This is a genomic window from Treponema pectinovorum, assembly GCF_900497595.1.
In the GTDB taxonomy this organism is placed as follows: Bacteria; Spirochaetota; Spirochaetia; order Treponematales; family Treponemataceae; genus Treponema_D; species Treponema_D pectinovorum.
In genome coordinates this window covers 60,301-73,660 of the sequence record NZ_UFQO01000005.1, presented here as the reverse complement: position 1 = coordinate 73,660, position 13,360 = coordinate 60,301, and the positions used below count along the sequence as shown (strand labels likewise).

At 37.3% G+C, this 13,360-nt stretch carries 12 protein-coding genes; 11 read left to right on the top strand and 1 reads right to left on the bottom strand.

Annotated elements, in window-relative coordinates:
- Positions 1-85 precede the first annotated feature (85 nt).
- From FXX65_RS08240 to FXX65_RS08190, 11 genes are all read left to right on the top strand, one after another.
- Entirely contained in the window at positions 86-493 is a 408-nt protein-coding gene (locus tag FXX65_RS08240) for a hypothetical protein (RefSeq protein WP_147615880.1), read from the top strand.
- On the top strand, positions 484-1,083 hold the full coding sequence (locus FXX65_RS08235; protein ID WP_147615879.1) for a phage virion morphogenesis protein: 600 nt from the start codon (positions 484-486) through the stop codon (positions 1,081-1,083). Before FXX65_RS08240 ends, FXX65_RS08235 begins: the two co-directional genes overlap by 10 nt.
- A 2-nt stretch (positions 1,084-1,085) precedes the next feature.
- Positions 1,086-1,505: a hypothetical protein gene (locus tag FXX65_RS08230; RefSeq protein WP_147613860.1), complete on the top strand. Its 420-nt coding sequence runs from the start codon at positions 1,086-1,088 to the stop codon at positions 1,503-1,505.
- A gap of 2 nt (positions 1,506-1,507) precedes the next feature.
- The gene (locus tag FXX65_RS08225; RefSeq protein ID WP_147615878.1) at positions 1,508-2,200 is read left to right on the top strand and encodes a hypothetical protein; all 693 of its coding nucleotides are present in this window, start codon (positions 1,508-1,510) and stop codon (positions 2,198-2,200) included.
- A complete protein-coding gene (locus tag FXX65_RS08220) occupies positions 2,200-2,598 on the top strand; it encodes a hypothetical protein (protein WP_147613862.1) in 399 nt (132 codons plus the stop codon). Before FXX65_RS08225 ends, FXX65_RS08220 begins: the two co-directional genes overlap by 1 nt.
- Positions 2,599-2,871: 273 nt before the next feature.
- Positions 2,872-5,643: a phage tail length tape measure family protein gene (locus tag FXX65_RS08215; protein WP_147615877.1), complete on the top strand. Its 2,772-nt coding sequence runs from the start codon at positions 2,872-2,874 to the stop codon at positions 5,641-5,643.
- Positions 5,644-5,997, top strand: coding sequence for a hypothetical protein (locus FXX65_RS08210; RefSeq protein ID WP_147615876.1), 354 nt, complete (start codon positions 5,644-5,646; stop codon positions 5,995-5,997).
- Positions 5,990-6,463, top strand: a complete 474-nt coding sequence (locus FXX65_RS08205) for a DUF1833 family protein (RefSeq protein ID WP_147615875.1) — start codon at positions 5,990-5,992, stop codon at positions 6,461-6,463. The genes FXX65_RS08210 and FXX65_RS08205 overlap by 8 nt, the downstream gene beginning before the upstream one ends.
- A 2-nt stretch (positions 6,464-6,465) precedes the next feature.
- Positions 6,466-6,882: an NlpC/P60 family protein gene (locus tag FXX65_RS08200; protein ID WP_147615874.1), complete on the top strand. Its 417-nt coding sequence runs from the start codon at positions 6,466-6,468 to the stop codon at positions 6,880-6,882.
- Positions 6,854-11,137 (top strand): host specificity factor TipJ family phage tail protein, encoded by a 4,284-nt coding sequence (locus FXX65_RS08195; RefSeq protein WP_147615873.1) that lies wholly within the window; start codon positions 6,854-6,856, stop codon positions 11,135-11,137. Before FXX65_RS08200 ends, FXX65_RS08195 begins: the two co-directional genes overlap by 29 nt.
- Before the next feature lie 59 nt (positions 11,138-11,196).
- Positions 11,197-12,474, top strand: coding sequence for a hypothetical protein (locus tag FXX65_RS08190; RefSeq protein ID WP_147615872.1), 1,278 nt, complete (start codon positions 11,197-11,199; stop codon positions 12,472-12,474).
- Between the two features lie 198 nt (positions 12,475-12,672).
- On the opposite strand, the gene FXX65_RS08185 is transcribed toward FXX65_RS08190, so the two are convergent.
- Positions 12,673-13,359, bottom strand: coding sequence for an HD domain-containing protein (locus tag FXX65_RS08185; protein ID WP_147615871.1), 687 nt, complete (start codon positions 13,357-13,359; stop codon positions 12,673-12,675).
- Position 13,360 lies beyond the last annotated feature (1 nt).

Below are 13,360 nucleotides of genomic sequence, written 5' to 3'. Positions count from 1 at the left end.
TCTCCAGCAAAAGCCATAAGGCATATATGTAAAAATATTATCAAGACCAGAGAAATCTGGTCTTTTTTTATGCAAAGGAGGATTTATGGAGTATACAGAAGAGCTTACAGTTGAAGACTTGAAGGCTGAAATTCCTGAACAGGATTATGAGACTTTGACACTTGGTAACGATAGCGTCGCAGTCCGCGCTTTATTAAAGGCAAAGGTCTCAATTAAAGGGAGAATTCTTTCGACAGGAAAGAAATATGATGAATTAAACGAAGTTTGCAGGGAAGCAGTTTTAAAGTTCGCCCTTTATGAGCTTTTCTCGTTCTGTGGGCAGGAAAGTCGGGCGAAAGCCAAGTATGAGGATGCTGAAACTTTGATTGAAAGTTACTATGGTCCAATTCTAAAAAAAAATGACTTTGTGAACCCAGAAGCAGGCGGTTCTGCCGTAGGCTTTGTTTGTGGTGGAAAATCTAACCCGCTAAAAAGGGGGAGCAAATGGGTGTAGCAGTAATAAAAAGTATTAGCGACATCGCAAAAAGACTTTCGACTTCCGTACTTGAGTCTTGTATGAGAGAAGTTTCCAAAGCGCTTGTAAGTTCAACACAAAGAAAAATTAACTCCGGAATTCCACCAGAGAACGCACCTCTGACCCAGACGATAAAAAAAGGCAATAAAACTTTGAGAGACAACGGACAACTTCTTTCTTCAATTTCTGCTCACAACGGAAAAAACTGGGCAAGCGTGGGAACAAATTTACATTATGCAAAGATTGTTCAGGAAGGTGGAACTGTAAGCGGGAAAAAAAGTGGGCTTTGGATTCCTGCTGGCTTTCATGTTCGAGAACTTATGAGAAAGTACAATGCACAGAAAGCTGGCGAATTGATTTCTGCAATGAAAAACGCAGGCTGGAAAATCTGGCGACAAGGTGGGGTCTGCTGGGCAAGAAAAGAAAAAGGTCAAGAGATAACTCTTTTTATCATAAAAAAAAGTGTTGACATACCTTCTCGCCCTTTTATGTACCTTGATGAAAAAGACCAAAAATACATAGAAAAAAAAGTAAAAACTGAAATTCACAATGCACTTAAGGACGGCTGAAAATGACGATAGAAAGTTTTATTGAAAGTTTAAGAAAAGCCATCAAAGAAGAATTAGGTTTTTCTGCTTTTCTTCTTCCGCAGACTGCAAAGAGCACAACTGCTCATATTGATTTACTCTATCAGGATATTGTTCAGAGTGGCGAAAACTGCATGAAACTGATTTTTTTTGCAGATTTTAAAACTGGAGGAACTCACACCAAATGGCTGACAAAAACCATAGCCTTGCGCAAAAGACTTAACGGTGCCAGCGACTCATATCTTTCTGTTCCCACAAGCGCCGGCATTTTTAGAGCCTACTGGATTAGCCGAGGAAGCCCTCAATGGTTCTATCCTGATGATGAAAGTTCGATGGGTGCGGAATATATTTTGCCGTACAAAATCGAAATTGATATTCCAGAAAGATTATTTACGGAGGATTAAAAATGAAACCAGGTGGAAAAGACGGAAAGCTTTATGCAATTACAGAGAAGGCTGCGATTGAAGGCGACGGAAGTACTTCACTTACTGCAAGTGGGTTTTATAAAATCAAAGGAATTGCACAAACGGGCTCTAAACTTCCGCAGCCGGACAGCTCAATATCTGGTGCAAAAGGATTGAAAGCAGGTCAAGTAGTTCACTTGTGGAAAGGTCAGCGGCTTGCAGCAGGAGATTCGCTAATTCCTTTGGAACTTACGCTGGTAAGTTTTGTGAAAGATATTTCTAATTCAAGAAATGGAACAACCTACGATGTTTCAACTCAGGAAAATCTTGAGAGCGGAGTTCGAGAATTCATTACAGGTGCATTTACGGAAGGAAGCGGAACAATCAACGGAACGTTTGAAACAGAATCAGAAGGCCAGAGAATTCTTCTAAATCAATTCGCTGAACTTTCTATTGATGACGGAACACATATTACTCGCCTTCCTGCAAAATCAAGCAAGATTGATTATATGATGAGTCGCCGTGAAACAGAGATTGTTGGAGAAACTGCTGTTTGGGAGCATTTTCCTGTTACTGTTGAAAGTATAACAATGGATAAGCCTTTAGACGGTGAGCAGAATTTCAATTTTAATTACAAAATTGATGGAGGAAATCATCCTGGTCTTATCTACTACAAGGTCAAGGAGAGCGCATAATGAAATTTACATCGCAGAAAAGATACTGGTTTATACCGGATATTTTTGGCAATCTAACTCTTGATGAAAAAGAGCAAATTCAAATTGAAATAATCCGTGCAACAGTTGAAAATCAGGGAGAGTTATCGAAAGTTTCGGTAAAAAAATCGGAAGATGGTTCTATCTCTGCCGATTCTAAGTTCAATGTCTCAAAGATTCTTCGAGACCATGTTGGAGAAATCAAAAACTTGACGGTTGATGAATATGACGAGTATGGGGAGGTTTCAAGTGTTCAAATACAAAATGGAAAAGAACTTGCAGAATCTTCTTTTTACGGGTCTAAAACACTTTGCGATATGATTTGCGTTGAAGTCGCATCTGACCGACTCACTGAATCAGAAAAAAAAATTTTGAAATAGCATTTAGCCTCGTCTATGATGGTTGGGACCGTGAAGAATGGACGGCTGAATATGACGAGGCTCCTCTTTTAGTCTGTAAGACAAAAATCAAACGAAAAGACATAAAAACATTTCTCTCAAAAGATTTTTGGTCGGCTGTACTACTTTGGCAGAGAGTTAAGGAGTACGGCTTCCCACACGCAGAAGGCTGGGGGCAAACTCCTATTGTTATACTTGAAACTGTGGAATTATTTGACGGTGCTTTAGCTAGGATAAAACAAGAGGAGCGCAAAAATGGCTGAACTTACAGAAGAGATGAGAGTCCTTGTTACAGCAGAAGTTGACAGGGCTGTAAAAAACTTACAAGCACTTGATAAAAAAACAAATGAAACTGGTAGCAATTTTAAAAAACTGGGAGTTGCTATTGGCTCTGCTTTTGCTGTAAAAGAAATAGTCAATTTTTCCAAGAACGCTATAAGCTCTTTTGAACAATCTCAGAAAACCGCACGCACTTTAAGTGCAGTTTTAAAAGCCACAGGTTCTGAAGCGTGGACTAGTTCAGAAAAACTTCAGAGTATGGCTCGTTCTCTCCAGGAACTTACAGGATATGAAGACGATGCAATTCTTTCGATGCAGTCTGTTTTGCTCGGATTTAAAAATATAAAAGGCGACACATTTGAAGAAGCAACCAAAGCAATTTTAGATATGGCAAATGTCATGGGAATGGACTTAAAAAGTGCTGCTCAATCAGTGGGAAAAGCCTTAGACGACCCTGAAAAAGGTTTGGATTCGCTTAAAAAACAAGGATTTAATTTTAGTGAATCGCAGAAAGGCTTGATGAAATCCCTCATGGATACGGGGAAAAAAGCGCAAGCACAAAAAATAATTTTAGATGAACTGGCAGGAACTTTTGGTGGCGCTGCTCAAGCTGGAGTTACTGCAAGTAACAAATTAAAGAACGCGCTTGGAGATTTGCAGAAAACAGCCGGTCAAATGCTTTCACCACTTGCCGAAGATTTGGCAAATCTTACAGGGGATTTTTTAGCATCCTTAGGAAATATGGATGCTGGAACAAAAGACTTTATTGCAGGAATGCTTGAAGTTGTTGCTGTTTCCGCTCCTTGCATACTTGCAATTAAAGGAATAAGTATTGCTTTAACTGCTCTGGCTGCAAATCCCGTAATGCTTGCTATTGGGGCAACAGTTGCAGGAGTTGCTTTGATTGGAGGCGCTGCAAAAAAAAGCAGGAATGAATTTGATAATTTAAGCAAAGAAATCAATAACACCGTGTCGGCAGAAAAACAATTACTTCAAGCATTTTCTCAAGGTAATGAGCAAAAAGTACTTGATCAAAAAACAACAGACGAATTGATTAAACTCTATCCTCAACTAAACGGGACTATAAACGCTTATACAACGACTGTCGAAGAAGCTTCCGCCGCGACAAAAAAATTAAATGACCAAAAACTTCTTGATTCTTCAAGCTCTGGGATAAAAAATTATATGAAGCGGCTTGATGATATCTCAAGCCTTGAAGAAAAGATTAATAAGTATTCAAAATCTTCTAATGATATAGATTTAGAACATGTAAAAATATTGCGGGAGCAAAAGGAAGAACAGCTAAAAATCGCAGAGTCTTTAAGAACTCAAATAAATGAGAGGATAAAAGTTACTGGAAAAGAACTTTTATCAAACGGGAGTTTGAAGGATTTGCCTGTAATAAAACTTCCTGCAAAACTTGAACTTGATACCTCAGAAGAATCTCTAAATCTTAACATAAAGACTTGGAAAGAATGGTGGGAGAAGATAACAGGTATATCTCAGTTCTCTTTTAAAACAGGACAAGAAGCTGGGAAACTTTATGTAAAAGGCCTTGAATCTGCCCTTTCTGCTTCTGAAGATATCTCAAAAGTTTTGTCTGAAGATATTTCAAAAGTTTTGGGAGAAAAATCTAATTTAACAGGATTTATTGAAAATCAAATGGGAGAGATCCAGAAAAATCTACAAGCTCTTTTGACAGTCCCTCAAGATAAAATCGACAAACCCTTTGAACTGATTGATAAATCTATCAGCGAACTCATAAAAAAATATAAAGACTTAAAATCTGCTAGAAACCGTGCTCTGATTGATGATGAAATTTTTGACTTACAAAAAAAAGTTGATAACCTTGGAAAAACTGAGCGAGAACTAGTATTAAAGCGCCTCGATGATATTCAAGCAACCGCAGAACAAAAAGAAGCGTATATGTCTCTCTATGACGCAATCGCTTTAAGTAACGGAAGCTTTTCATCATTGGCTGAAAAACTAGGGATTATCACAAAAAATGGATTATTACAGATTGACGGCTGGAAAGAGTATGCAAAAGTCTTGGGAGAAACTGTTAGTCAGCTTGCAAACGCATCGTTTGATGCAACGCTTTCTGGATTTGAGACTTTTGGCAAAGCTCTTGGGGAAGGAGCAAGTGCAAGCGATGCCCTAAAATCAGCTTTTGTTGATATGGCACAAAGTATCCTAAACCAATTACCTTTACTTTTTATGCAGGCAGGACTTCAGCTTATAGCGCAAGGACAATGGGCAATGGGACTAGGGTTTATTGCAGCGGCAGGCTCTACAGCCATAACGGCAGGATTCGTAAAAGGGAAAAAAAATTCTTCTAAAGAAACAAACGCCTTAGGCGGAGTTTACGGAGATGACTCTTATGCAAGGTTTGCTAAAGGAGGCACTTTTACAAACTCTATAGTAACAAGCCCGACTGTTTTTAGATTTGCACGCGGTTCTGATTTTGGAACAGGGCTAATGGGCGAAGCAGGTCCTGAAGCCATAATGCCATTAAAAAGAGGTTCTGATGGGACTCTTGGAGTTGAATCTTCTGTGGCAAATGTGGCTATTCCTGTCTACATCTATAATTATTCTAGTGAAGAAGTAAGTGCAAAAGAAAGTTTTAGCGAGGACGGACAAAAACAAATCGAAGTAAAAATTGGAGCAGTAATAAACGCACATATTGCCTCTGGGAAAGCCGACAAAGCAATGCAAGGACGATATGGTGTTAAGGCACAAGGAGTATAAATGAGCACTATAGAATATCCTGCTTCTCTTCCTCTTATGAGACTTGAAGGCATGCAGACACAGCGAAAAAGCAATGTAGTTAGAACAGAGATGGATGCAGGACCTGCAAAGGCCAGACGAAGATATACAGTAAGCTCTAAATATTTTACAGGAACAATTCTTCTAAAATCTTACGAACGAGAAACTTTTGAAGCGTGGTATAAACATACACTTTGCGATGGGGTTTTAAGATTTAAGATGAAAGACCCGCAAACGCTTTCTTATCGAGAATTTCGCTTTTCAGAAGATTACACAGAATCTAATACGGACGGATTGTGGCAAATAACTATGAAACTGGAGAAAATGAATGCCTGATATAAGCAAGAAAGCCATAGAAGCAGTTACAGCAGAAGAAACTCAAGAAGTTTTCCTTACCATCTTAAAAATATATGTGGATGATTCAGTTTTTATTAGAATCGTAAACGATAATCAAAATCTCACTATAAAAGGAGAAGAATATTTAGCCTGTGCATTTACAGCGGTTCTCCCAGACCAAACAGGTGATGGAAATAAAAACTGCCGTCTTCAAATCGATAATACTGATGTTTCTATTTATAAGATAATTAAAAGTTCTATAGGACATAAGGTAACCTGTGATATTGCAGTGGTACTTTCTTCTTCTCCTGAAATTTATGAGTGTGGTCCTTTTAACTTTGTCTTACGCAATATAAGCGCAGATAAGAATGCAATTACAGCAGACCTTTATGACCTATATATCCAAGATAGAAAAGCAACTGTATTTACCTACTCGCCACAAGATTTTCCAGGAATGTATTTTTAATTATGTTTGAATGGGTACATAAATATGTGGGAATTCCTTTTTGTTCTAGTGGAAGAGATTTTACAGGTGTTGATTGCTATGGACTCGTGCGCCTTATTTTAAACAATGAATATGGATATGACTTACCCTTACTGACAGGGAACTATTCGGATGCACTTGATAAAAAACAGACTCAAAAATTATTTGACTTAAATGTTCCAGTTTTTTGTGCAGAAAAGATTTCTACACCAGAAGAACAGTCCGTTGCTCTTATTAAATCCAGAGGGCTTGCCACCCATGTCGCTTTGTATGCTGGAGACGGTTTTATAATCCATGCTGTTAATAGATTAGGCTCTGTCTGCGAGAGGATTTCAAATTCCGGACTTAGCGGCACTATTGAAGGGTGGTATCATGTCAATAAAAATTCACGCTCAACTTAATCCGTTCTCATCAGAAATAACTACATTTGAAGAATTAAAAAAACTTTCTATACGAGAAATATTAAATAAAATTGATGCTAGAAAAGCGGTAAATACAGGTTGGAGAGTTCTTGTAAATGATACTGCTGTAATGGATTTTGATTTTACCCCTGATGACAATTCAATCATCTATATAAAAGTCGTACCCGAAGGAGACAATAAAGACCAGGGCGTTGGAATGAAAGTCGGAGGTGCGGCACTCGTTGTCCTTGGAGTTATAATCGCAGTTGCAACAGCAGGTACAGGATTATATGCAGGAATTGCCCTTGTAGGCTCTGGGCTTGGACTTCTCGCCGGTGGAGTTGTTTTATACAATCTTGATATTCCAAGCACTAAAGCCCGCGAAAGTCCAAAACAAGACCCTTCAATTAGAGGAAGTCAAAACCAGCTGCGTCCACGTGGTTACATTCCAATGCTTTTTGGAAGAAGGAGAATTTATCCAGACCTTGCTATGACCTCGTTTACCTGGGTAGAGCCTGAAAGTGGCTCTGTTTATCTTTATCAACTTTTTTGTGCAGGTCAAAAAAATCAAAAAATCGAAACAGATTCAATTAAAATCGGCGAAACTCTTCTAAAAGACTATTCTGCTTCTGGGAATATAAACTCTATTCTAAATGGTAAAGACAATCTGATAGAGATGAAAATCGCTTACGGAGAAGATGACCCACCGCTTATAACAAAATGCGTACACGAAGAACAACTCAATTCTGCCCTTGTAAATAAGACAGAAGAAGGACAAGACGGTTCTATAATCAGGACAACTCCAGATAAAACTTGTGAAATTAACGTAGATATATTTTTTTACAATGGACTGGCTCAGTATGATGATGAGGGAAAAATAAAATCTGCTTCTGTTGAAGTGCGTGCTGAATATAAAAAGGCAGGCGAAAGCGATAATAACTATAGACTTTTAGGATATTTTTCAAAGCAGACTCCCAGTCAAAAGATCTACACACAGAGATTTGAATATGATGAAGAAGGAATTCAAAACTGGAATGAAAATTATGCCTGGGAAAATTTCAGCTCCTGGCAAAGAATTTCTGGAGACAGTTTTGTTGTAAATCCTTTGAAAAAAGACAAATACTCATTTTCTGATATAGAAGACGCTGGCGACTATTGGAAATTCAGTATTTCATATTCACAAGATTTTGAATCTTTTCCGTCGAACAACATAACGGCGGCAGAACTTAAAACTAAAAGATACGCAATCACAAAAACTTCTCTCGAAAGTGCTTCTTATACGGTTCGTGTTACGAGAGTAACTTCTGATAATAAAGATACCAAAGTTGTCGATTCCGTCTATGTTGGAAGCATACGAGCTATAAAAAATGAAAGACCTGTAAAAAAAGAAATAACCAAAGAACTTACCCTTATCGGTTTAAAGATAAAAGCCTCTGAAAAACTAAATTCTGTGGTCGAAAGGCTAAACTTTATCTCTCAATCCTGTCTTCCAATATACGATGGCAAGGTGAACGGGGCGGCTTCGTGGAATACAGATGCAACTTCGTCTAATCCTGCGTCGGCTGCAATGTATGCGATGCGCGGAAATATGGCACAACAAAAACTAAAAGATACTGACATCGACTGGGAAAGTTTTTCGCGCCTCTACAACTGGTGTAATGAACACGAGTATAAATGCAATGCTTATGTAACAGATTCTCTTACGATAAAACAACTATTGTCTCTCATAGGCTCTACTTGCCGAGCAGAAATCACTCGGTTAAATGGAAAAATCAGCGTTATTCAAGATATTAAAAGAGATAGTTTTGTTCAGATGTTTTCGCCGCGTAATAGCCGGGATTATCAAGAGCAGATAGGATTTGCAGATGTTCCTGATAAGATTGCTCTTCCTTTTGTAAACGAGGAAGCAGGATTTGCAGAAGATGAAACGTATGTTTATAACAGTCCAGATGGAAATGAAGGAAGAGAACCCGCGATAACTTGTCAAGATGTTCAAATGTGGGGTGTTACAAAAAGCAGTCAAGTTAGACGACTTGGAATGTATAACTATGCTGTCTTAAAAAATAGACCTATAGTTCATAAGTTTTCGACAGATATTGAATATATGCTTTGTCGTAAGGGTGACTGGATTAAATACGCCGGCGACATCGCTTTGGCAGGAATTGCACAGGGACGGCTTGTTCAAATTATCTATGATGAAAATTCAAAAATAACCGGAGTAATTACTGATGAACTGCTGGAAATGGAGCAAAACAAGAATTACGCACTTCGTATAAGAAAATCAGATGGAAATTCTGAACTATTGCAATTAAAGACAGTTGAGGGAGCTAACACACAGGTAATTTTTTTAACTCCGCAAGAAAATACACTTTTTATTGCAGAGGGAGACCTTTTTTATTTCGGAACAGTGGGGAATGATTCTATCGATTTGATTATCACAGATATTACTTGTGGCGATAATCTTTCAGCTGAATTGACCTGTGTTGAGTATGCTCCAGAGATTTTTGATGTAGATAAGGCGGACTTTGTTCTGCCAGAGTTTGAAAGTAAGATAACTCCAGTTTTAGCAGGTGTAGTCGATTCTGGCGTCTATAGTGAAATTCCTACAACAAACTTTACTGTAACAGAATGGGCAACAACATCATCTGACACAGTTGCCCCATTTAATGGCTGGAGCACATCTGCCCCGCAAAGAGAAGAAGGACGATTTATCTGGATGAGGATAAAAACCGTTTATTCAGATGGAAGGGAAAGTTATTCTAAGCCTGTAAACACAACAGGTAGCGCAGGTGCAAAAGGAGATGATGGAGCAGAATATTACGGAATGTATTATCAAAGCTTTCCTTCTAATCCTTCAATAGGGGGATTCTTTCTTGCTTTTGATAATTTTACTCATCCGGCAGGTCTAAAAACCAATAAGGGAGTGTTAATCGATAATGCTAAAGCTGTACTTTCTGTTAAAGAAATAAATTATAAAAAAGGATTTATTTATGTTCTAACAAAAAATGGATGGACAATTGTCGAAGATAGGACGAACTTCCGCTATGTAATTGCATTAGAAGACTTACTAAAAATTGGGGGAGAAGTCTCAGGAGGTCTTGAAAATCATCTTAACTCAAAAAAAGATGAAGCGATAGAACAAGCAAATTCTTATACAAATTTAAAAACAGATGAAACTCTTGAGCAGGCAAACAACTCTGTTTCCTTATATGCACCAAAATATTTGGGCTTCGGAAAAATACTTAGCAATTCAGAAATTGAACGATACTTTTTTAATGACGAAGGGAAAATGTCTTCTGTTAGCGAAAAATTTTCTGATATAAAAAATGGCGATTGGTTTATTTCAATAAATATTGAAAACCTAGCAGGCTCTATAGTAATTGCGAAAAACAATGAATGGATTTCTTTGAACTTAGGAGCAAGCGGAACCTCAAAATACCTAGATTCATGTCAAAGCGATTTATTTAATTTAGGCTCGCTTGGATACACAATTCCAGGTCTGTCTATTGTTCAGAATGCAATGATCAAAAATCTATTTAGTAAAGTGCTTACGATAATGAACGGAGGAATCATAAAATCAAGCAATTTTTTAGATGCGAACGGAAAAGAAGCTTTTAGACTTAGTAACGATGGAAAGAGAGATTTATTGTTCAATGCTGCGCAGGGGTTTGGTGTAGACACTCAAGGAAATGCTGAATTTATGAGCAAGGTGCATATAGGGGGAGAATTGAATGTAGATGGAAAAGCCTTGTTTGGTCAAAAAGCAATTTTCAAAGGAGCTTTGTCGCAAGGAGGAAATTTTTATTATTGCGGTGTTTTTAACTTTTCCTATGTAAATAATACTTTGGTTTTAGATTCACGCTCCAAATTAAAAGGATATAAATTAATAAGAATTGATAAAGGTAGATATATTTTATGGTTACCTCCAAATTTCCTTTATGCAGTTCGAGGCGAACAAAATATGTCTGACTGGGCTAATGCTCCATTTGTAATTCGCGAGTATATAAGTGATTCTAGAAAAACCAATGAAGATGGCTATGATTATGTCTATTATACTGGAAAACCTTATAACACAAATCCTGTAAACCAACTTAATATATCTAGTTTTGGTTGGATAATGGGTTCTTCAATACATCCTAATGAAAAAAACTCATACGGCATAATTTTATATTTTACTGATTTTAATTCAGATGATTTTACAGACCCCATAATAGCTAAATTCCATCTCTTTATTGGAGGAAATATAATTTTATGATCAGCATCTACTATCGCTCCAGCATAGTTTAATCTTGCTAGAATTGATTGAGGTTCAAAATGGCACAGATAAATTACACAACTCTTAACCAACTTGATGAAGGTACTCAAATAAACGACAGCGATTTTATTTATCTTAAAGGCGCAGGAGAAGACGGAGCTGATTTTAAAGCAAAGGTAAAAACTCTTAAAGACTTTAGTCGTCCAGAAAATGCCTCTGCTGATTCTGGAGGTCTTTTAACGAAGCTGGGGCAGGAAATTGCTGGACTTAAAAAGTTTGTTTCGGGATTAGAAGCCCAATTTGCTTCAATAAAAAATGACCTTTCTGTTCAAGGTTCTGCAACAATACAAGGTAGCCTCGATATATCTGGCGATTTACGAGTGAAAGGAAAAACTAAGAAAATTGAGTCATCAACTTTAGAGATTGCCAATAATGAGATAATTACAAGAGCAGAATCTCAAAGTTCTCTTGGAGTTGGAGAGTACACAGGAATTCGAGCGAAAAATTATGATGGGAAAAATGACGGAAGACTCGTCTTTGGAAAGGATGGAGTCGCAAGGGTTGGTGATGAGGGACACGAGCAGGCTCTAGCAACAAGAGAAGATAGTCCTATCGATAAAAGTCTTGCAATTTGGGATGCGAGCGAAAATCGTTACAAATCAATTGGTTTAGGAAATTCAGGCGATTTACTAGAAAGCAAAGGAGAAGGGAATCCTCCACAATTTACGAGTTTTCCAAAAATAAATGTAAAAAGCATAACGCAAACAGTTACAAGCCTAGAAGACGGTGGCGAAAATGAAATCACCTGTGAGCTGACAAATGGTGTAAAAACGACCTTTACTGTAAGAAATGGCTCAAAGGGCGACACAGGCGGAATAGATTCTTCAAATATAGATGCAGAGCCTAAGGAAGGAAGTTCAAACCTCATAACAAGTGGTGGAGTGGCAAAAGCGCTAGATAACAAACTAGATAAAAAACCGATTGATACAGAGCCAACAAAAGGAAGCGAAAACCTCATAACAAGTGGTGGAGTTGCTAACGCTATAAAAGAAATTGTTACAAAGTTTTCTTTAAAAAAAAATATAAGCAAAACAAATGGTATTTTCGACAGTCTTTGCTCAAAAGAAGATGTTGTATGGCTTGTTGTTGCACAAAGGATATCCATAAGTGATGGATGTGTTGTTATGGTTCATAAGCACGGGAATGTTATGTCCGTGTTGCCAATAATAAAATCAAATTCATTCAGTTATGAAACAAATAATCGAGGTACTATTACTTTTAAATATAACGGTAAGAACGAAGGGATATACGGATTTGCAATTCCTATGAATACCTAAAAATCTTCGCATCGATTCAGACAAATTTGCGCTAGTATTTCCCCACTGCACAATCAAGCCGTTCGTTTTAGATTATAAATCTGATTGACTAGTAATAATTCTTTGGAAATATTATTTATTGTTTTCGTTTTATAAAATTAAAAATCTTGTAGAAATATCAATATTTATTATAATTATCGTTCTAATATTTATTATAATTTATACAAAATAGCAATGCCCCAAAACGCTTGTCTTTGGAACTCTTGGAGTTTGATTCCATCTGGTTTGAAACCTGAGCTGTTCTATCATCATTATAAAATCAAAGGGTCGTTGTTTTGTGACTAAGAGTTGCATTCCGCGTAAATCAAGATATTTTTGAATATTCTCGTTCAAATCTTTTCTTATTTTAGAAAGCCTAGATTCTTCATTTACACACTCAATCATCTGCAATTCGCGGAGGGTCGAAAACTTATGGGCGGAACGCAAAATCCTAGACGAAAGTTTTAATTCTTCTGGCATAGGAAAATTCCCCGCAGTGCGAGCGATATAAAGTGTAAACTCTGAATATAAATCTTCGTCTTTTATCAACCCCTTGTACTGCTTTAAAACCCATTCGTTTAACTTTAGATATTCTTTTGGAAATTGTTTTCTTATCATCTGCTGAACTGGACTTTTTATATCGCAAAGCGCAATTTTTTTTAAAAGTTCAAACAAAGATGCGTAAATAATCCAAGTCCAATTCACTTTTTTTCCAGCAGATTCCTCATACTTACCGATTATATAGGCAACAACCATGCGTTCTGCTGCCTTATCCATCTCTACCAATTCAAAAGGACGAATCAAATCATTCCAACGCTGTATCGAAAAACCTTCGAACAATTTCAAGATGAGCTTTTTGTTGAGCATT